The 20,710-nt window shown below is 34.1% G+C and carries 21 protein-coding genes; 15 read left to right on the plus strand and 6 right to left on the minus strand.

The window, feature by feature from the left end; all coding sequences use genetic code 11:
- Nucleotides 1-2: 2 nt before the first annotated feature.
- A complete protein-coding gene (locus RBR53_01505) occupies nucleotides 3-524 on the minus strand; it encodes a type 1 glutamine amidotransferase domain-containing protein (protein MDY0131319.1) in 522 nt (173 codons plus the stop codon).
- A 109-nt stretch (nucleotides 525-633) separates the two neighbouring features.
- Between RBR53_01505 and map the strand changes: the two genes are divergently transcribed.
- Nucleotides 634-1,521 carry a type I methionyl aminopeptidase gene (gene map, locus RBR53_01510; GenBank protein ID MDY0131320.1) on the plus strand — a complete coding sequence of 296 codons (888 nt, stop codon included), beginning with the start codon at nucleotides 634-636 and terminating at the stop codon, nucleotides 1,519-1,521.
- 39 nt (nucleotides 1,522-1,560) lie between these two features.
- Nucleotides 1,561-2,049 carry a YchJ family protein gene (locus RBR53_01515; protein ID MDY0131321.1) on the plus strand — a complete coding sequence of 163 codons (489 nt, stop codon included), beginning with the start codon at nucleotides 1,561-1,563 and terminating at the stop codon, nucleotides 2,047-2,049.
- A gap of 128 nt (nucleotides 2,050-2,177) precedes the next feature.
- Here the strand turns inward: RBR53_01515 and RBR53_01520 are convergent, their stop codons facing one another.
- From RBR53_01520 to RBR53_01530, 3 genes are all read right to left on the minus strand, one after another.
- Nucleotides 2,178-2,705, minus strand: coding sequence for a hypothetical protein (locus RBR53_01520; GenBank protein ID MDY0131322.1), 528 nt, complete (start codon nucleotides 2,703-2,705; stop codon nucleotides 2,178-2,180).
- Nucleotides 2,706-2,726: 21 nt separating this feature from the next.
- Nucleotides 2,727-2,996, minus strand: a complete 270-nt coding sequence (locus RBR53_01525) for a hypothetical protein (GenBank protein ID MDY0131323.1) — start codon at nucleotides 2,994-2,996, stop codon at nucleotides 2,727-2,729.
- Between the two features lie 84 nt (nucleotides 2,997-3,080).
- A complete protein-coding gene (locus tag RBR53_01530; GenBank protein MDY0131324.1) occupies nucleotides 3,081-3,386 on the minus strand; it encodes a hypothetical protein in 306 nt (101 codons plus the stop codon).
- Between the two features lie 543 nt (nucleotides 3,387-3,929).
- Here RBR53_01530 and argC point away from each other — a divergent pair.
- From argC to RBR53_01575, 9 genes are all read left to right on the plus strand, one after another.
- A complete protein-coding gene (gene argC / locus RBR53_01535) occupies nucleotides 3,930-4,967 on the plus strand; it encodes an N-acetyl-gamma-glutamyl-phosphate reductase (GenBank protein ID MDY0131325.1) in 1,038 nt (345 codons plus the stop codon).
- Nucleotides 4,968-4,999: 32 nt separating this feature from the next.
- On the plus strand, nucleotides 5,000-5,911 hold the full coding sequence (gene folD / locus RBR53_01540) for a bifunctional methylenetetrahydrofolate dehydrogenase/methenyltetrahydrofolate cyclohydrolase FolD (protein MDY0131326.1): 912 nt from the start codon (nucleotides 5,000-5,002) through the stop codon (nucleotides 5,909-5,911).
- A gap of 71 nt (nucleotides 5,912-5,982) precedes the next feature.
- Nucleotides 5,983-6,915, plus strand: coding sequence for a M23 family metallopeptidase (locus RBR53_01545; protein MDY0131327.1), 933 nt, complete (start codon nucleotides 5,983-5,985; stop codon nucleotides 6,913-6,915).
- A gap of 472 nt (nucleotides 6,916-7,387) precedes the next feature.
- A complete protein-coding gene (secA, locus tag RBR53_01550) occupies nucleotides 7,388-9,934 on the plus strand; it encodes a preprotein translocase subunit SecA (GenBank protein MDY0131328.1) in 2,547 nt (848 codons plus the stop codon).
- 65 nt (nucleotides 9,935-9,999) lie between these two features.
- Nucleotides 10,000-10,314 carry an ATP-dependent Clp protease adaptor ClpS gene (locus tag RBR53_01555; protein ID MDY0131329.1) on the plus strand — a complete coding sequence of 105 codons (315 nt, stop codon included), beginning with the start codon at nucleotides 10,000-10,002 and terminating at the stop codon, nucleotides 10,312-10,314.
- A 3-nt stretch (nucleotides 10,315-10,317) separates the two neighbouring features.
- Nucleotides 10,318-12,561, plus strand: coding sequence for an ATP-dependent Clp protease ATP-binding subunit ClpA (clpA, locus tag RBR53_01560; protein MDY0131330.1), 2,244 nt, complete (start codon nucleotides 10,318-10,320; stop codon nucleotides 12,559-12,561).
- On the plus strand, nucleotides 12,561-13,265 hold the full coding sequence (gene aat, locus RBR53_01565) for a leucyl/phenylalanyl-tRNA--protein transferase (protein ID MDY0131331.1): 705 nt from the start codon (nucleotides 12,561-12,563) through the stop codon (nucleotides 13,263-13,265). The genes clpA and aat overlap by 1 nt, the downstream gene beginning before the upstream one ends.
- 4 nt (nucleotides 13,266-13,269) lie before the next feature.
- The gene (locus RBR53_01570) at nucleotides 13,270-14,688 is read left to right on the plus strand and encodes an exodeoxyribonuclease I (GenBank protein MDY0131332.1); all 1,419 of its coding nucleotides are present in this window, start codon (nucleotides 13,270-13,272) and stop codon (nucleotides 14,686-14,688) included.
- Between the two features lie 44 nt (nucleotides 14,689-14,732).
- Complete coding sequence (locus RBR53_01575) at nucleotides 14,733-15,428, plus strand: transglutaminase family protein (protein ID MDY0131333.1); 696 nt, start codon at nucleotides 14,733-14,735, stop codon at nucleotides 15,426-15,428.
- Between the two features lie 36 nt (nucleotides 15,429-15,464).
- Here the strand turns inward: RBR53_01575 and RBR53_01580 are convergent, their stop codons facing one another.
- Nucleotides 15,465-16,019 carry a chalcone isomerase family protein gene (locus tag RBR53_01580; GenBank protein ID MDY0131334.1) on the minus strand — a complete coding sequence of 185 codons (555 nt, stop codon included), beginning with the start codon at nucleotides 16,017-16,019 and terminating at the stop codon, nucleotides 15,465-15,467.
- A gap of 119 nt (nucleotides 16,020-16,138) precedes the next feature.
- Nucleotides 16,139-17,074, minus strand: a complete 936-nt coding sequence (locus RBR53_01585; GenBank protein MDY0131335.1) for a dihydroorotate dehydrogenase — start codon at nucleotides 17,072-17,074, stop codon at nucleotides 16,139-16,141.
- 258 nt (nucleotides 17,075-17,332) lie between these two features.
- Here RBR53_01585 and RBR53_01590 point away from each other — a divergent pair, with 258 nt between their 5' ends.
- The 4 genes from RBR53_01590 (at nucleotide 17,333) to RBR53_01605 (ending at nucleotide 20,626) form a co-directional block, all read left to right on the plus strand.
- Nucleotides 17,333-17,926 (plus strand): cupin domain-containing protein, encoded by a 594-nt coding sequence (locus RBR53_01590; GenBank protein ID MDY0131336.1) that lies wholly within the window; start codon nucleotides 17,333-17,335, stop codon nucleotides 17,924-17,926.
- Nucleotides 17,927-18,015: 89 nt separating this feature from the next.
- Entirely contained in the window at nucleotides 18,016-19,302 is a 1,287-nt protein-coding gene (locus tag RBR53_01595) for a 3-isopropylmalate dehydratase large subunit (GenBank protein MDY0131337.1), read from the plus strand.
- A gap of 10 nt (nucleotides 19,303-19,312) precedes the next feature.
- Entirely contained in the window at nucleotides 19,313-19,837 is a 525-nt protein-coding gene (locus RBR53_01600) for a 3-isopropylmalate dehydratase small subunit (GenBank protein MDY0131338.1), read from the plus strand.
- Between the two features lie 177 nt (nucleotides 19,838-20,014).
- Entirely contained in the window at nucleotides 20,015-20,626 is a 612-nt protein-coding gene (locus RBR53_01605) for an HAD family phosphatase (GenBank protein ID MDY0131339.1), read from the plus strand.
- Nucleotides 20,627-20,710: the final 84 nt, after the last annotated feature.

Raw genomic sequence — 20,710 nt, forward strand, 5'->3', positions numbered from 1 at the left:
TTTTAAGCTTTAAACTTTCCTATAATTGTTCTCATAAATGCTGGAAGATCATCTGGTGTTCTGCTGGTGATTAAATTGCTGTCTACAACTACTGATTCATCAACCCAATTGGCACCGGCATTTACCATATCATCTTTTATTGCAAAAAATGATGTTGCTTTTTTATTTTTTAAAATTTTTGCTGAAACAAGCATCCAGCCTCCGTGGCAGATGGATGCTATTATTTTATTTTTAAGATTCATTTCTGACACAAAACTTACCATTTCTTTACTCCTTCTCATAAAATCAGGAGCAAATCCCCCGGGAATTATTAGGAGGTCATAATCACTGGCATTCAGTGTTGATGCATCTGTGTCAGCAGTTACCTGGGTGCCTGCTTTTCCGGTAAAGACAGAAGTTCTTCCACTTCCGCAGATAACAACATCAGAACCTGCTTCAAGAAGTCTATAATATGGATACCAGAATTCTTGATCATTGAATTGTTCTTCTACAAAAATTATGCTTTTTTTTCCTGTGAGTTCCATGGCTTCTCCATAATTAATTATTATATTTGATTGACTTGAAAATTATATAGGGATATTTTCATAAAGTAAAAAAGTAACAGATAATAAGAAAAAAAGAAAGATATTGATTTTGACTAGAGACAAAAAGAAAAAAACAGGAAGAAACGACCCATGTCCCTGTGGTAGCGGTCTTAAATACAAGAAGTGCTGTATAAGAAGAATTAACCCAAAGACAAACATAAAATCATATTATATGAAAAAATATGGTATCCGAATTAAGACCTTGGAAGAAATTGAGGGAATAAGGAAAGCCGGTGACCTTGTCATGGCAACCCATCGTGAAGTTGAGAAATTTTTAAAACCCGGAATGACTACAGATGAGATAAACACTATTGTCCATGAATTTACCCTTAAAAACGGAGGAATTCCTGCTCCGCTTAATTATAGGGGATTTCCTAAAAGTGTATGTGTTTCTGTAAATGAGGTAGTTTGCCACGGAATTCCAGGACCCCTCATTATAAAAGACGGAGATATTGTTAATGTTGATATTACAACAATTCTTGACGGTTTTTATGCTGACGCAAATTATAGTTATTTTTCAGGAACTCCTTCCCCTGAAGCAAAAGAGCTTGTTATGAATTGCCGTGAGGCATTGAAAAGAGCTCTTGAAGTGGTTGCACCAGGAGCTACAATAGGAGATATAGGCCATGCTATCCAGTCCTATGCTGAAAAAAAAGGCTATTCAGTTGTAAGAGAGTTTGTTGGCCACGGGGTCGGATTAGACTTTCATGAACCCCCACAGGTTATGCATTTTGGTAGAAAAGGTTATGGGATTCCCCTTGTTGAAAACATGACTTTTACAATTGAACCCATGATTAATATTGGCAAAAAGGATGTTGAAATTTTAGATGATGGATGGACGGCTATAACAAAAGATGGGTCACTTTCAGCTCAGTTTGAGCAGACAATAGTTGTAACTGAAAACGGATATGAAAGTCTTACTCCTTTTGACTTGTAAAATTATAAAAAACTAGAAATTACCAGGAGAGTGGAAGAAATGGCAAATTGCCCTTGTAACAGTGGCCTTGATTATTCACAATGTTGTCAACCTTATATTAAGGGTGAAGTACAGTCTGAAACCTGTGAAGCACTTTTGAGGTCAAGATATACAGCCTATACCTTAGGTGAACTTGATTATATTTATGATACTATTCATCCGGAACAGAAACAAGAGCACGATAAAAAAGCTACAAAAAAATGGTCAGAAGAATCGACTTGGCAGGGCTTTGAAATTATAAATATAAAAAACGGCCTTAAAGATAATGAAGAGGGGGTTGTTGAGTTTAAAGTTAAGTATAGGCAGAAGTTTGAAATAATTACCCATCATGAAAAGGCTTTGTTTAAGAAAGAAGAAGGACGTTGGTATTTTTTTGACGGAGAGCCAGTTGTTCCTGAGACATTTATGAGAGAAGATAAAAAAATTGGCCGTAATGAGCCGTGTCCATGCGGAAGCGGTAAAAAATACAAGAAATGTTGTATGGCTTAAATTTGGAAATATCCGATATTATAAATTTAAATATATAGAGTGGTTGGTTTTATTCTTCAATAAATAAAAAATGGAGAATGCCTAGATTAACAAGGTATCTCCATTAAACTTTTATTGAGCCAGGTAAGTTATTTGGTTTGTGGGGCAGCAGTTTTGTTTATTTTTTCTGCGGCAAGCTCATTTTCAAGGTCTTTTTTATTTGTTTTTTCTGCGGCAAGCTCATTTTCAAGATCTTTAATTTTCTTTTCAAAATCCTTAATGTCTTTTTCAACTGCCTTAAGTTTCTTTTCTTGAGTCTTGATTGTTGATTCTTTTTGTGAAACCTTTTTTTTCTGTTCGCTGATTTCTTCTTGAATTTTATTGTACTTTTCTACAAGCTCATCATAGGCTTCTTTTGAAATAAAACCCATGATTTCGAGGTAGCCTGAATAGGAAGAAGTTATAAATCCAGTTGAGTTTTCAAAAAAAGAAACAAAATCGGAATAATCAAAACCTTTTAGCATAAAATCTTTTGAAATTTGTGATGCCTCTTCAAAAATTTTCATGCTTGAATTGATAATTTCATTGTAATCTGTAACAGGAAATAAAGAAAAACTTTCAGGCTTCATAAAATCAAATCCTGAAAAAAAATTATTAAAACTATTTTTTTTACTCATGATAAACCTCTTTAAATAAATTTAGTCTTTGGGAACAAGGGAGATAATATAAGTTTCAAGCTGTTTTAAGCCTGTTTCCATAGACTCTTTAAAGTCTGCCTGGCTTTGATTTATGAATTTAAACCACTCTTCTATAACTTTTTTAGAATCTTCAGGCAGATTGGAGTTGGTAATAAAAGATTTTGTCATATTTTCAGCCTGAACCTGGTAAAGGTTGACAGCATTTAAGGTGTTTTGAAGTGAGCTTGAGTACCAGTTCAAAATGTTTTTGACCATTTCTTTTTGATCCATTTGGATTCCCCTGAGATATTTTATTGGTGAATAAATATTGAAAGATATGAGTTCGCTGGGCGAACTCATATCTACTAAGTAAAATTATTTTTCGTTTTTGGCAGCTGACTTTGCTGTTTTAGTCGCTGAGACGAAATACTCTTCCATCTTAGCAAAATTTTCATCAACTGATTTTTTGAAATCTTCCCTACTTTTTTTAACAGCGAGTATCCATTCGTTTATCATTTTTTGACCTTCTTCAGGAAGAATAGAATTTTTTGATAAAAGGGATTCAGCCATTTTTTCAGTTTGAGACTGCATCATTATTATTGCATTGTAACTATTTTCAAAAACAGTTTTTTGAAAATCGATCATTTGTTGAATCATTTTTGTTGGGTCCATTGTCTTCATTTAAAATTCTCCTTAATTTTTATATTGTTTTCCAATGACTTCTGAATATGAAATAATTTTAATCAAAAAAAAGAGTTGTGTCAAGGTGTTTTTTTGCAGTGCACCAAAGTATTGGGTGTTGATATTTTTTGTAAAATAATAGTTATTGTTTGTATTTAAAGTTGTTATTGTCTATTAAATCTAGATTGTTAGCTTTGCATCCTCAGAAAAAGTTTCTTTTCTTGGTTTAAAAAGCATTTTGGATTTTACTTAGCTTTTGCACAAAAAAATGTCCTCTCGATTAAATTTTTTTTAAAAGAAAATTTCGACCAGTTATTTTATGAGAAATTTACCTTTATTCCTGGATTTCGTTGTGCTTAGATGTCTTTAGATATCCAGGATGAATTGAGTGATTTTTTTAGTTCAAGGTTGATAGTAAGTTTATTTATAAAGAATATCAGAATTAATTAAAAAGATAAAACCTGTTTTTAATCTTTTTCTTTTTTGGTATAGGGAAAAGGGTTGAATGTTTTATTTAAAATTTAAATTTTGGAGAATTCTTTAATGATAAGGGCAGGTATTATTGGAGGAACAGGCTATACTGGAGCTGAGCTGGTAAGACTTTTAAGTTTTCACCCTGAGGTGGAAATTAGTTGTATTACCTCAAGGCAATATTCGGGACAAATTTTTTCCAGTCTTTATCCTGGTTTGAGAACTATTGCTGACATTGAAATTGAAAAGTTTAGTCCAGAGGAAACAGTTGATAAATGCGATATTATTTTTACAGCCCTTCCCCATAAAATTCCCATGGAAATTATTCCGGAATTTTTGGAGGCAAATGTTAAGGTAATAGATCTTTCCGCTGATTTCAGATTTAAATCTCAGAAGGCATACGAAGAATATTATTGTGTGCATAAAGCACCTGAATATCTTGATAAAGCAGTATACGGTCTTTCTGAGATAAACTATAATGAGATTAAAAATGCCAGTCTTGTGGGTAATCCGGGGTGCTATCCCACCTGCAGTCTTCTGGGAATACTTCCCCTTGTTAAGGCCGGCAAAATAAACTGTAAAGATATAGTTATTGATGCCAAATCAGGAGTCAGCGGTGCAGGAAGAGGGCTTTCAATTGGAACTCATTTTTGTGAAGTTGATGAGGGTTTTAAGGCATACAAAGTGATGTCTCACAGACATAGGCCTGAAATTGAAGAAAAAATAGAGGAGATTTCAGGTTTTAAAGCAGAGGTCTGTTTTACTCCCCATCTAATTCCTGTTGTAAGAGGAATGCTTTCCACAATTTATCTAAAAACAGATAAAAGTGTTTCTGAATCAGAATTAAGAAAAATTTTATTTGATTTTTATAAAGACTCAAGGTTTGTCAGGATTTTACCTGAAGGAGAATTTCCAAATATTAATGATGTTGCAGGCACAAATTTTTGTGATATAGGTTTGAAGCTTGATTTTGACTCAGGCCGTCTTGTTCTTGTGTCTGTTATTGATAATCTTGTAAAAGGGGCTTCAGGCCAGGCAGTTCAAAACATGAATCTTATGTTTGGACTTGATGAAAGCCTTGGGCTTTTGATTCCGCCCAGGCCTGTTTAAAAATAATTTAAAATTTTAAGGGTATAATTTTTATGGAAGCAAAAATAATCAGCGGAACAAAACTGCGTGAAGATATTTTAAGTGAGATTACAAAAAAATCTGTCAAGCTTAAGGAAGAATTTGGTCGTGTTCCCGGTCTTGTAACAATTTTGATTGGTAATAACCCTGCCTCTATTTCTTATGTGTCATTAAAAATCAAAACAGCAGAAAAAGTTGGCTTTAAAGAAGTTCAGGAAAATTTGAATGAAGATGTTTCTGAAACGGAGCTCCTTGATCTAATAGAAAGATATAATGAGGATGATACTATTGACGGTATTCTTATTCAGCTGCCCTTACCTAAGCATATTAATGAAGAAAAAGTTATAAATGCAATTGATCCAGATAAAGATGTGGACGGTTTTCATCCTGTTAATGTGGGAAGGCTTGTAATTGGAAAAAATGTTGTTTTTCCACCTTGCACTCCAGCAGGAATAATTGAGATGATAAAAAGGTCTGAGATAGAAACAAGCGGTGCTGAAGTTGTTATAGTTGGAAGATCAAATATTGTAGGAAAACCCATTGCCAATATGATGCTTCAGAAAAATAAAGGAGCAAATTCAACTGTTACAATTGTTCATACAGGAACTAAAGATTTGAAATCACATTGTTTAAGAGCTGATATTCTTATTGTTGCTGCAGGTGTTCCAGGACTTGTAAAACCAGAATGGGTAAAGCCCGGTGCTTGTGTAATTGATGTGGGAGTTAATAGGGTTGGAGAAAAAATAAGTAAAAAAACAGGTAAAAAAATTTCAGTTCTCAAAGGTGATGTTGATTTTGATGAGATAAAAAAAATAGCAGGGTGGATTACCCCTGTTCCCGGAGGAGTGGGGCCTATGACAATTGCAATGTTGATGGAAAATACTTTAAACTCAATGATTGCAAAAGTAGGAAAAGAGATTGTTTAAATTGACTTTTTACAAAAGTTCATGTTAAATTTTTTGTATCTGAAAACATCAACACCAAATAAAGATGGAATATGACTGTTAAATATATAGTAAATATAATAAACGGCGGTAAAGTCAGAACTTTGTCGTTTTCGCGTTTTTTTGCTGTTATAGGACTTTTTATTTTTGCTCTTTTTGTTTCAGGCTCAATGCTTTTATTTTATGATTATATTTCTGTAAAAAAATCAGATTTAGAGCTTTTAAAAACACAAAAAGAACTTGAAAGAAAAAATGAGCTTATCCAAGCCCAGAGAAACAGGCTTCATTTTTTTGCAGAAGAAATAAACTTAATAAGAAACAATCTCGCAGAGCTTGGCAAGCTTGAAGAAAAAATAAGAATTATCGCAGATCTGGGCAAAAAAAACTCTGAGAATAATGAAGATAAAAGTATTTTTGGAATTGGCGGGGTAATGCCAGAACCCCTTGACTCCAGGATAGGTTTGGAAAATTCTCACAGCTCCCTTGTCAGAGGGATCACAGACAATGCTGATTTACTGAAAAACATATCCTCAGTTAAAATTGAAAATTTGGAAGACCTTTTAGGTTCTCTTGAAACCAAGAGAAGTATGCTTGCTTCAACTCCTTCCATACGACCTGCAAAGGGCTGGGTAACCTCTCCTTTTGGCTACAGAGAATCTCCTTTTACTGGAAAAAAAGAATTTCATGAAGGCTATGATATAGCAAACAGACATGGAACTCCTATTGTTGCTCCTGCTGACGGAATAGTTTCGTTTGCCGGGAAAAGAGGACTTCTTGGTACTGCAATTCTAATAGATCATGGACATGGAATTCTTACAAAATACGGCCATCTTTCCCAAACTCTTGTTCAATCAGGGCAGAAAGTTAAAAGAGGGCAGGAAATAGGCAAAATGGGAAATACAGGCAGAAGCACGGGCCCTCATCTTCATTATGTGGTTTATATGAACGGCAGGCCGGTAAATCCTGAAAAATACATTCTTGACTGATGGTTCAATATGAATCCGAATAAAACTTTTCCAGATTTTTCATCATTTTTCATCTTGTTGATTTTTACAAATTGATAAAAATTAAGAACTCATATTTGCTTTATTCAAAATATTTAATTAACTTACAACCCTCCCTTCAAATTTAAGGAGGGTTTTTTGATTTTGATATTTTGACATATTTGGTTTATAAGCAATTTCATTTAAAGCTTGGTGTTGATTTTGGTTTTCAAATATAAAAAACTTTGTTTAATTCAAAAAATGATTGTTCAAAATTAAAGTTTTCTATCAAAATTAATAATAGAGAACAGACTGAACACAATAAATAAACCTTATTTCAGGGTTAAATTTTGAAGATGACTTGGAAGTGGACAAAGAATATGTTTTTATTTGTTATTTATATTAATACTAAGGCTTAACAATAATATATCTCTAGTCTGCAACAGTTTACAAAACAAACTTATAAGGAATTAAAATGATAATAAACCTTTTAAAAGCTTTATTTGGAACAAGAAATGAAAGACAGCTTAAAAGAATATCAAAAATAGTTGAAGATGTTAATAATTTTGAGTCTTCTGTCAGTGAACTTTCAGATGAGGAGCTCAAAGAAAAAACCAGCGAATTTAAGAAAAGATATTCTGAAGGGGAAAGTCTTGAATCGATTCTGCCTGAAGCTTTTGCCGTAGTAAGAGAAACGTCTGTAAGAATACTTGAAATGAGACATTTTGATTGCCAGATAGTCGGCGGGGTAGTTCTTCATGAAGGTAATATTGCTGAAATGAAAACAGGTGAAGGTAAAACTCTTGTTGCAACCCTTCCTGCATATCTTAACGCAATAACAGGAAAAGGTGTGCACATAATCACAGTAAACGATTATCTTGCAAAAAGAGACTCTGAATGGATGGGCAAGCTTTTCATTTTCCTGGGTCTTTCTGTTGGAGTAATCACCCATGGACTCAATGACAGGGAAAGGCAAGATGCTTATAATTGCGATATAGTTTATGGAACTAACAATGAGTTTGGTTTTGACTATTTGCGTGACAATATGAAATTCAGGAAAGAAGATCTTGTGCAAAGGGAGCTTAACTTTGCAATTGTTGACGAGGTTGATTCAATCTTAATAGATGAAGCAAGAACTCCTCTTATAATTTCAGGGCCGGCAGAAAAATCTACAGAGCTTTATAATATGGCTGATTTGGTTGTAAGAAAACTTGATAATGAAATTCATTATACAGTTGATGAAAAAGACAAGAACTCTCTTTTAACAGATGAAGGTATACTTAAAATACAAAAAGAACTTGATATAAAAAACATCTACGACCCTTCACATATTGAAACCCTTCATCATGTCAATCAGTCGTTGAAAGCTCATACTATATTTAAAAGAGATGTGGATTATATAGTAAATGAGGGTCAGGTTGTCATAGTTGATGAGTTTACAGGAAGGCTTATGCCAGGAAGAAGATTCAGTGAAGGTCTTCACCAGGCACTGGAAGCCAAAGAAAATGTAAAAATTGAAAATGAAAACCAAACTCTTGCTTCTATCACTTTCCAAAATTATTTTAGAATGTACAACGTGCTTAGCGGGATGACAGGTACTGCTGAAACAGAAGCAAAGGAGTTTGCTGAAATTTACGGCCTTGAAGTTGTTGTGGTTCCAACAAACAAACCCCTTGTAAGAAAGGATTTTCCTGATGTAATTTTTAAGACTAAGCAGGAAAAATATGAAGCTGCAATAAAAGAAATTTCTGATTGCTATAAAAAAGGTCAGCCTGTTCTTGTGGGTACAGTATCCATTGATGTTTCTGAATATTTCAGCAAAATGCTGAAAAAAAGAGGGGTGCCCCATGAAGTTTTAAACGCAAAACATCACGAAAAAGAAGCTGAGATTGTTGCCCTTGCAGGCCAGAAAAAGTCGGTGACTATTTCAACAAATATGGCAGGTCGAGGAACTGATATTGTTCTTGGAGAAGGTGTGGTTGAACTTGGTGGACTTCATATTATAGGAACGGGAAGACATGAGTCAAGAAGGATTGATAATCAGCTGAGGGGGCGTTCAGGCCGTCAGGGAGATCCAGGTTCTTCAAGGTTTTATCTTTCACTGGAAGATGAACTTTTAAGAATTTTTGGTGGTGAAAAAATTACAAGAGTAATGGATCGTCTTGGAATGAAAGAAGGGGAAACAATTGAACACGGGATTATTTCAAGAGCCATTGAAAATGCTCAGAAAAAAGTAGAAGGACATAACTTTGACATAAGAAAGCATCTCCTTGAATACGATGATGTCATGAATGCTCAAAGAGAAGTGATTTACAGGGAAAGAAAAGAAGCTTTAACCAATGAAGACCTTAAGGGAAAAATAACTGATATTATTGAAAACAAGTCTTTTGTTGTTGTATCAGAATTTTTGAGTTCTAAAGCCGAAGACAAAACCCGTGATTATGGATGGGAAGCTTTTAAAGCCAAGGTAAAAAAAGAAGTCAGCTTTGAACTTGATATATTATCTGATAAAGATATTGAAGAGCTGAGTCAGGAAGAGCTTATAGAAATTGTTTATTCTCAGGCTATGGAGGAATACAGCAGGAAAGAAGAGCTTATAGGTTCTTCAAGCATGAGGGAACTTGAGCATTTTATCATTCTTCAGACTGTGGACACCCTGTGGAAAGATCATCTTCTTAATATGGATCACTTAAAAGAAGGCATTGGGCTGAGAGGCTATGCCCAGCAAAACCCTCTGATTATTTACAAAAAAGAAGGTTTTGATATGTTTCAGTCGATGATTGAAAAAATTCAGGACGAAATAGTAAATATTCTTATGCGTATAGAAATACAAAACGGATATGAAGAGGAAAAAAAACCTTTATTCTCAGAAGTTGAAGAGGATAAAATGGTTTTCTCAAGGGGGGATGATGATTCCCAGCCAAATAGAAAAACAATAAAAAGACAGCAACGAAAAATAGGCAGAAATGAGCTTTGTCCCTGTGGAAGCGGTAAGAAATATAAAAGATGTTGCGGGGCATAACTTGATTTAAATTGATTTAATGTTTACGATTAATAAAAAAGAAAGGTTTGAGGAGGGAGGAAAGTATGGCTTTAAACCATCCGGGTACTCAAGATCAAACTAGATCCAAGAACTCGGAAAAAATAAAGGAGCCTCCTTTATATAAGGTGCTTTTACATAACGATGACTATACTACCATGGAATTTGTTGTTGACGTTCTTATCAGTGTTTTTCACAAGTCAGAATCAGAAGCTGAACAAATAATGCTCAATGTTCATAAAAAAGGTATTGGTATTTGCGGAGTGTATCCTTATGAATTAGCCGAAACCAAAGTGGAAACAGTAACTGCTCTAGCTAAAAACAGTGGGTTTCCATTAAAAAGTACAATGGAGAAGGCCTGACATATGATAAGCAAGGAATTAAGTGCAACCTTGGGTTTTGCTGTAAGAGAAGCTAAGAAAAGAAGGCATGAATATGTTTGCGTGGAGCATGTTCTTTTTGCAATCCTTCATGACGCACACGGAGTTGAGATAATTGAATCCTGTGGCGGCAATATTCACATTTTAAAAACAGATCTTAAAACATACTTTGATGAACATCTTGAAGTCATGCCTGAAGAATCAAACTATGTTCTTCAGCAGACCGTGGGTTTTCAAAGGGTGATTCAAAGGGCGGTTAACCATGCAAGAGCAGCTGAAAAACGGATAATTAATGTTGGAGATATTCTTGTATCAATTTTTGAAGAAGAGTATTCTCACTCAGCTTTTTTTCTGAAAAAAGAAAAAATTCAAAGGATTGATATCTTAAATTATATTTCCCATGGTTCCGGTTTTGAAAAAGGAGGAAGGCAAAAGGCAGCTTTTGATTCAGAGTCTTCCGAAGAACGGCCTGGAAAAGATAATTCCGCACTTTCTCTTTATACAATAGATATGCTTGAAAAAGCAGCTGCAGGCAAAATTGACCCGCTTATTGGCCGGGAAGATGAATTAAAAAGAACAATGCAGGTTTTATGCCGGAGGAGAAAAAACAACCCTGTTTACGTAGGGGATCCCGGGGTAGGTAAAACTGCAATAGCAGAAGGGCTTGCTAGAAAAATTTTTGAAGGTGATGTTCCAGATAAGCTTGTCAATTCAAGTGTTTATTCTCTTGACTTAAGTGCATTGCTTGCCGGAACAAAGTTCAGAGGTGACTTTGAACAAAGATTGAAAAAAGTTTTGAGTGAGCTTGAAGAAACTGAAGATGCCATACTTTTTATTGATGAAATCCATACCATAGTAGGTGCAGGTGCTACAAATTCAGGTTCTATGGATGCTTCAAACATTTTAAAGCCCTCTTTAACAAGCGGAAGTTTCAGGTGTGTTGGTTCAACAACCCATGAAGAGTTTAAAAATCATTTTGAAAAGGACAGAGCTTTGTCCAGAAGATTTGAAAAAATTGACATTTCAGAGCCTTCAGAAGAGGAAACCATTGAAATTTTGAACGGTCTTAAGTCAACCTATGAGCTTTTTCATGGGATAGAGTATTCAAAAGAGGCCATTGAATCTGCAGTAAAGCTTTCTTTGAGGCATTTGAATGAAAGATATCTTCCTGATAAAGCAATAGACGTAATCGATGAAGTTGGAGCAATGACCGCTCTTTCAGATAAAAAGATAGAAGTTGTCAGTGAAAAAGAAATCATTGATGTTATTTCCAAAATGGCAAAAGTTCCTCTTCAGCAGATGAGTGGAAATGATAAAAATAAACTTGCAAAACTAGGGGATGAAATAAAAAAATATCTCTTTGGTCAGGATAGTGCAGTTGATTCTGTTGTTTCAGCAATAAAAAGATCAAAAGCAGGTCTTGGTTCAATTGAAAAGCCAATAGGTTCTTTTCTTTTCACAGGCCCTACTGGAGTTGGAAAAACTGAACTTGCAAAACAGGTAGCTAAAACTCTTGGAATAAGTTTTTTAAGATTTGATATGTCGGAATATATGGAAAAACATTCAGTTTCAAGGCTGATAGGCTCTCCTCCCGGATATGTTGGTTTTGATCAGGGTGGGCTCCTAACAGACTCAATTAGAAAAAACCCCCATTGCGTTCTTCTTTTAGATGAAATTGAAAAAGCCCATCTGGATATTTATAATATTTTGCTCCAGGTAATGGATTATGGTCAGCTCACAGATAACAACGGAAGATTTGCTGACTTTAAAAATGTTATTCTTATGATGACTTCCAATGCAGGTGCAAGAGAAATGGCTTCAAAGTCAATAGGTTTTGGAAACCAGGGCTCTGATTCCAGGTTTAAGGGAAAGAGTGCCTTAAACCAGATATTTTCTCCGGAATTTAGAAACAGACTTGATGAAATAGTTTATTTTAATCAGCTTGACCAGGATATTATATTCAAAGTAGTGGAAAAGTTTATTGATGAAATGAGAGCACAGCTTAAAGAAAAGAAAGTCAATATAAAAGTTACAAAAAAGGCAAAGGAATATCTTTCAGAAAAAGGTTATGATCAAGTATACGGGGCAAGACCCCTTGAAAGACTTATTCAGACTGAGATAAAGGATAAACTGGTTGACGAACTTCTTTTTGGCAGACTTTCAGAGGGTGGTAAACTAACTATAGGATCCAGAAATAACAGTTTGACCTTTAACTATAAAAAGAACTGATGCCTGTATTTCAACTTACTTCAAGAGTTTCTTTTCCTCCTCCTGAATATGCGGATAAATCAGGCCTTCTTGCCATGGGAGGAGATCTTAAGCCCGAAAGAATATTAGCGGCCTATAAAATGGGCATTTTCCCCTGGTTTGATGATTCGTCTCCATATTTGTGGTGGTCGCCTGACCCAAGGGCTGTTTTGTTTATAAAAGATTTTCATATTCCCAAATCTCTTAAAAAAACAATAAAAAAACAAAAGTTTTCTGTTTCCCTGGATAGAGATTTTGAGCTAGTTATAAGAATGTGTGCTGATGTTAGAATAAAAAACAACCAGGAAACATGGATTACTGAGGAAATGGCAGAAGCATATATAAAACTTTACAAAGCAGGTTATGCCCATTCTGTTGAGGTTTGGAATAATAATAAGATCGCAGGAGGTCTTTACGGGGTATCCATTGGCAATGTTTTTTATGGAGAATCCATGTTTACACTTGAATCCGATGCCTCAAAAACAGGGTTTGTCTATCTTGTAAAACAGCTGGAAAAATGGGAGTTTCCCATGATTGATTGCCAGGTGAAAACTGATAATCTTAAAAGGTTTGGAGCAAAAGAAATTCCAAGAAGATTTTTTTTAACCTACCTTGAAGAACTTGCTGATGAAGGTAATTTACCCCCTGGAAGATGGACTTTTGACAAAAGCCTTGAGGTGATTTGAGCAAATGAAAAATACCTACCTTTTTTATGATATTGAAACAAGCGGGTTAAGCAAATGTTTTGATCAAATTGTTCAGTTTGCGGCCATAAGAACCGATCTTGAATTTAATCGGCTTGAAACCCATAATTTTAAAATTAAGTTAAGAGATGACATTGTTATTTCCCCTGAAGCCCTTTTGGTTCACAAGATGGGGCCAAAGCAGTTAAAAGACGGAGTTTCAGAATTAGACGGGGTTTTAGAAATTCACAGACTTTTAAATACTCCAGGAACAATTTCCCTTGGATACAATACTTTGGGTTTTGATGATGAATTTTTAAGGTTTTCTTTTTATAGGAATCTTTTACCCCCATACACTCATCAGTTTAAAAACAATTGTTCCAGAATGGATATCTATCCAATGGCAGTCTTTTTTTATCTTTTTTCGAAAAATTCAATTTCATGGCCGTTTTTGGAAGACAAGGTTTCCCTTAAACTTGAAAATCTTATTTCATTTAACAATCTTACAAAGGGAACTGCCCATGATGCCTTGGCCGATGTTGAAGCAACACTTAATCTTTCCAGGCTTTTTTCAAAGGAGGAAAAGGTTTTCAAGTATATAAAAGATTTTTATTTGAAAAAAAATGATCAAAAAAGGAGTGAGTCCCTTGATGAGGCTTTTCAAAGTGTATTCGGGATTCATAGGGCTGGAATTTTTATTCATGGAAAACTAGGAGCTGACAATGAGTTTATGGCTCCTTATCTTTGCCTGGGAAATTCTATCCCATATTCCAATCAAACAGTCTGGCTTAGATTGGATTCTGAAGAAATCTTGACAATTACCAAGGAAACCATCGAGGAAAAAACTTTTGTAACAAGAAAAAAATATGGTGAACCTCCATTTGTTCTTCCTTTTTATCAAAGATTTAGATCAAAAATATCTGAGGACAGACTGAGGATCTTTGAGGAAAATCTTAAATTTTTTAAAAAAAATCAGAATCTTTTTAAAGAAGTTTGTAATTATCATCTAAACTATAGATACCCTGTAATTGAAGGAGTTGATGAAGATGCTCTTTTGTATGTAAGGGGTTTTTTAAACAATTATGAAGTTGAAAAATGCAGGCGTTTTTTAGAAGCAGACCTTGATGATAAAATTAAGACTGTTAATGGACTTGATGAAATAAATAAAAAGCTTGGGAAAAGAATTCTTTTTAGAAACTATGATCTTAGAGATTTTAAGGAGATTGAAGAGGAAAAAAGAAAGTATTTTGAAAAGATAAATCCAGAGGATCCAGGCAGTGCTCTAATTGACTATATGGGCAATAAAAGAATTTTGCCAAAGGAAGCTGTTTTTACAATAAATGAGTTTTTAAAATCAGATATAAATGAATCTGACAAACAGCTTTTGCTTGATTTAAAGGCAGATATTGATCAAAATTTTTATTAATATTTGAATAGCCTATGGTTCAGGTTATGAAAAGGATAATTAAAATGGCAGAAAAAACTTATGAATTTTATCTTGAACCTAGTTTTTTCATAGACTCTGAACATCCTGTAATTAAAGATTTTGTAAAAAAAAATTTATCAATGGAAATGAGTGAAAAAGAAAAGGCAATAGCCCTTTTCTATACTGTAAGGGATCAGGTTTTTTACAATCCCTATGAGATTGACTTTACACACAAAGGCATGAAGGCAAGCTCGATAATCAAGAAAGGAAAAGGTTATTGTGTTGCCAAAGCTGTGGCTCTTTGTGCTGTTTTAAGAGCTGCAAAAATCCCCTCAAGGCTTGGTCTTGCAGATGTTAAAAATCATCTTACCACAAAAAGGCTCAGGGAAATAATGGGGACAGATATCTTTTATTATCATGGGTATACAGAAATTTATCTAAATGGAAACTGGATTAAGGCAACCCCTACATTCAATAAGGAATTGTGCGAAAAATTTAAGGTAAAACCCCTTGATTTTGATGGAGAAAAGGACTCCCTTTTCCATGAATTCGATGATAAGGGCAGAAAACATATGTCCTATATAAAAGATTTTGGGCATTATGATGAACTTCCGTTTGACGAGATTTTAAGAAGATCCATTGATGTATATAAAAATATTTTTACAAAGTTTAATAAAACAGTCTCCGGAGATTTTGGAAAGGAAGCAGAGGAAGATTTTAAGGGCGGCCTTAAAAAATAATCAGAGCGGAAATTAATTCCGCCCTGTAAATTTTGACTAAAGCATATCTTTTTTTAAGCCTTTATCTATTGGATTATCACCAAGCCAGATTCCAATAAGAGCTTTTTTAAAATCAAGACCTTCAATAATTCCTTTTTCAGTCCCGTTTTTTGAAACAACAACCCCAGTTCCAGGAAGATATGCCATCATAAATTCATCTCCTTTGACGATTTCGTCATTGAAGCAATTGTTGAAAAGATCTATGCTATCCTGAATGGTAGCCTGATTACCATTGGTTGAGGCTTCAAAACCCTCTGTCATTGCTTCCTGCATTTTTTCTTTTGTAACCAGACCTGTAGTGATAACAAGTTTTACAGCCATGGGTTCATCAGCACTGATAATTGCTTTTGAATCACTGTTTTTTTCTTTAAGGTAAAGGCCGCATGCATAAACTTTGATAAAAGCTTTTTTCCTTAGTCCTGCTCCGTTAAGAACCATATTTTTACCCGAAATTTTCATTTGCTCAAGAAAATTAACTCCAGAAACTTCCTTGGCAGAAACTGCCGGTGTGAACATAAAAGCAACAATTAAAACAGCTAATAATTTTTTCATAGTTCTGCTCCTTTTGATTTTTAATTCTTTTAGGTTTGAATTAGTATGATTTTTATTAAAATAACGATGTTGTTGGTTATTAACGTAAAATTTAATCAGATTCAAGTGTTAACAATACTTCAGCCAATCTGAGTTTTAGTTAAATCAATTGAGCCTTTAAGTTCATCAATAGAAAAGAGTTTATTTTTATTCATGAATTTTGAAATTCCTTTGATAATTTTTTCACAGGTTTTTGGATCAATGAAATTTCCTGTACCTACCTGAACAGCAGATGCACCTGCAATAATAAATGAAAGGGCGTCTTCATAATTTGTTATTCCGCCTATTCCTATCACAGGTATTTTAACACAGGAGGAGGCTTCATAAACCATTCTTAAAGCAACGGGCCTTATGGCAGGACCTGAAAGACCTCCTGTTATATTTGCAAGCATGGGTTTTCTTGTATTTATATCTATGGCCATTCCTGTGATAGTATTGATAAGTGAAAGTGCGTCAGCTCCAGAATCTTCTGCACTTTTGGCTATAGGCCTTATATCTGTAACATTTGGTGTTAGTTTGACAATCAGGGTTTTTTTTGTTTTTTTTCTTATTTTTGAGACAAGACTTGAGCAGACTTCTGGAGACGTTCCAAAGGCAAGCCCCCCTTTTTTTACATTAGGACATGAAATATTTACTTCAATAGCAGAAATTCTTTCTTCTTTTTCAATTATTTCAGTTAATTCTTCATAGTCAGCTTCGGTTTGGCCGTATATATTGGCAATAATTGGAGTGGTGAATTTTGATAATAGAGGAAGTCTTGATTTAATAAATTTATTTATTCCTATATTTTCAAGTCCAACTGCATTTAAAAGACCCGAAGGGGTTTCAACAACCCTTGGGTGAGGGTTTCCTGAAGAAGGCTTTAGAGAAAGTCCTTTTACAATGATTGCTCCAAGGCTTTCAGGATTTATTTGATCAAAATATTCTACCCCGTATCCAAAGGTTCCTGATGCTGGCATCACAGGATTTTTCAGTTCAAGAGTTCCGATTTTTACTTTAAGATTAAGTTTTTTCATTTATCACCGTTTTTATTTGAAAAATATGAAATTAGAAGTTTAGTTAAAATATTATTTAACCAGGATAAACTCAATCTAAAAAGTGAAATTAAAGTTTTGTTTGAATTCTTCTAAGGTTTATCGGTACTTTTGGACTGAAATTTTTACCTTAAATGAATTGAAGTGAAAACTTGGTTTTTGGTTAACTGGTTTTAATTATTCTTGTTGCAAGGCCGGTGATTTTTAAGTAAGTTTAAAGATATTTAAGGAGATTAAGTTATGTTAAATTCCGGGATAAAATACCCCTTTGGAAAAAGAATAAGAAAAATAAGAGAAAAGAAAAAACTTACCTTAAAAACAGTGGCCTCAAGTGCGGGGGTAAGTGAAAGTCTTATCTCTCAGATTGAAAGGGACAAGGTGTCTCCTTCGATAGATACTTTGTTTGGGATAGTAGATGTTTTAGATATTGATCTTGAATATATTTTTAAAGATTTTAAAAAAAAGAGGATGGTCAATATAGTAAAATCAGCTCAAAGAAATATCAGGACAATTGGGGATATAACCTATCATCAGCTTTCTTCAATCAGCTCTCCTGAAGGAGATAAGACAAAAGATGTGGAAGCTTATCTCATAGAAATTCCAGCGGACAATGAAAAAGGTAGCAGTGAATATGGTCATGCTGGAAAAGAGATGGGTTTTATCCTTGAGGGAAGTGGAATCCTTGAGTATGGAGGTGTAAATTACAAGTTGGAAAAAGGGGACAGCGTTTCTTTTGAATCAGATATTCCACACAAGCTTAAAAATAATGGAAGTGAAACTTTAAAGGCTTTTTGGGTTACCACTCCTCCAAGGCTTTTTATCCACAATACTTAATTGTAAAAAATAAAAAAACCGGCAAGTTGCCGGGTTTGATTTGTATAGAAAATAAATAAAAATTTTAAATACAGGAGATTTTTTTAGAGATGGGAAAAACAATAGCAGAAAAAATATTTGATGCTCATCTTGTTGATACCCCTGGAAAAGGTATAAATGTCCTTAGACTTGATTCGGTATTTTGCCACGAGATTACAACTCCGGTGGCAATTAATGACCTTAAAAAAAGAGGTAAGGACAGGGTCTTTGATCCTGACAAGATAAAAGTTGTAATAGATCATGTAACACCTGCCAAGGATTCAAAAACAGCACTTCAGGGAAAGATATTAAGGGATTGGGCAAAGGAAAATAAAATTAAGGATTTTTTTGATATAGGAAGAAATGGAGTTTGCCACGCAATTTTTCCAGAGAAAGGTTTTGTAAGGCCCGGGGCAACAATTATTATGGGTGATTCTCATACTTGTACACACGGGGCTTTTGGAGCCTTTGCCGCAGGTGTTGGTACTACAGATTTAGAAGTGGGAATTTTAAAAGGAGTTTGTGCTTTTAAATATCCTGAAACAATAAAAATTGAAGTTGAAGGAAGTCTTAAGCAAGGTGTGTTTGCAAAGGATCTTATTTTGCACATCATCGGTATGCTTGGGGTTAATGGGGCCACTGACAAGGTTATTGAATTTACCGGTCCTGTTATTTCAGAAATGAATATGGAAGAAAGAATGACCCTTTGCAATATGGCCATAGAAGCAGGAGGAACAAGCGGTATTTGTTATCCTGATGAAAAAACAGTGGATTATCTTTGGGAATTTATAAAATCAGACTTTGATTCAAAAGAAGAAGCTTTAAATGATTATTCAAAATGGATTTCAGACAAAGATGCCAAGTATTCAGAAACAATCAAAATAGATGCTTCTCAAGTTGTTCCTGTTTCAACTTTTGGATTTAAGCCAGATCTGGTAAAGCCTGTGGCTGAGTTTGAAAATGTAGTTGTAGATCAAGTGTATATAGGCTCATGTACCAATGGAAGGCTCTCAGATCTTGAAGTTGCAGCCAAGGTTTTGGAAGGCAAAAGGATTTCTGATAATGTCAGAGGAATAGTATCTCCTGCTACTCCTGAAGTTTTTAGCCAGGCTCTTGATAAGGGAATAATCAAAATTTTTATGGATTCCGGATTTTGTGTTACAAATCCCACTTGCGGAGCCTGTCTTGGAATGAGTAATGGAGTTTTGGCAGAAGGAGAGGTTTGTGCTTCAACAACAAACAGGAATTTTAACGGTCGAATGGGAAAAGGCGGGATGGTTCATCTTATGAGCCCTGCCACAGCAGCTCAGACAGCTATAAAAGGTTATATAGAAAACTCACCTTTGTTTAAGGGTTAGGAAGGATAAAATGAAAAACTTTAATGGGAAAGTCCTTTTTCTTGATAGAGATGATATTAATACAGATGAAATAATACCTGCAAGATATCTCACTGAAATTTCAAAAGAGGCCTTAAAACCATATCTTTTAGAAGATCTCAAGCTTGAAGGATTGGATTTGAAAGATATTGAAGATGCTTCTGTTATTATTACAAAAGGAAACTTTGGCTGTGGCTCTTCTAGAGAGCATGCTCCTTGGGCTTTTGAAGTAAACGGAATCAATCTTGTTATAGCAAAATCCTTTGCAAGAATTTTTCGTCAGAATATGTTTAATTGTGGGATGATGGCTGTAACCCTTGAAAGCGATGAAATTGAAATGATTTTCAGTGAGTTTTTAAATGTAAAAGACGTTTATATTGAAACTGATTTTGATAACAAAAAATTTACCATAAGAGGATCTGGTAAAAGAAAAGAAGTTCCTTTTTCAATTTCAGAGTTTGATTCAAAGCTTGTAAAATCAGGCGGATGGGTTGATTTTGCTGATAAAAACTATTAAGGTACAATTATAGTTTAATATAGAAGAGGCCGGAATTTCGGCCTTTTTTTCTAAATGTAAGAAAGCTTTATTTTGATTCAATTAATTTAACTAAAGATGAATTTCATTTTTTAAAAGCCTGTGTTAACTTTTATTATAGATTTGTAAATTTAAAAAAGACAAAAGGAATTATTAAATTTGGATATAAAACTTGTTTTATTGGATTTTGGGGGAGTAATAGCAGAAGAAGGTTTTAAAAAAGGAATAACAGACCTTGCCTTAAAAAATGATCTTGATGTTGATTCCTTAAAAAAAACAGGATTTGATCTTGTATATGATAGCGGATTTACCAGGGGTAAGACTGACTCGGATAAATTTTGGAACCTTTTTAAGGAAAAAACAGGTATAAATGAAGAAAACGACAAACTTACAGAATTTATTCTTGATAGATTTATCTTAAGACCTGAAATGATTAACTTTATCAAATGGCTTAGAAAAAACAATCTCAGAACTGCCATTTTAAGTGATCAAACCAATTGGCTTGAAAAGCTTGACAGGAAAAATGACTTTTTTAAGTATTTTGACAGGGTTTTTAATTCCTATCATCTTAAAATAACTAAAAAAGAGCCTGAAATCTTTGATTATGTTTTAAAAGAAATGAACGAACTTCCTGAAAACACTTTATTTGTTGATGATCATAATCCCCATATTAAACGTGCTTTGAATAAAAAAATTAACTCAATTTTGTTTAAAGATTTGAATGATTTTAAAAAGCAGATAAAAACATATTTTAAAGACGCAGAGTTTTAGTTTTTTTACAGATCCATTTACCGGATTTTTAAGTCAGAATTTAGAAAATTAAAATATATTTTTAGTCTTATAATTAATTTATAA

The sequence above is a fragment of the Desulforegulaceae bacterium genome (assembly GCA_034006035.1).
In the GTDB taxonomy this organism is placed as follows: Bacteria; Desulfobacterota; Desulfobacteria; order Desulfobacterales; family JACKCP01; genus JACKCP01.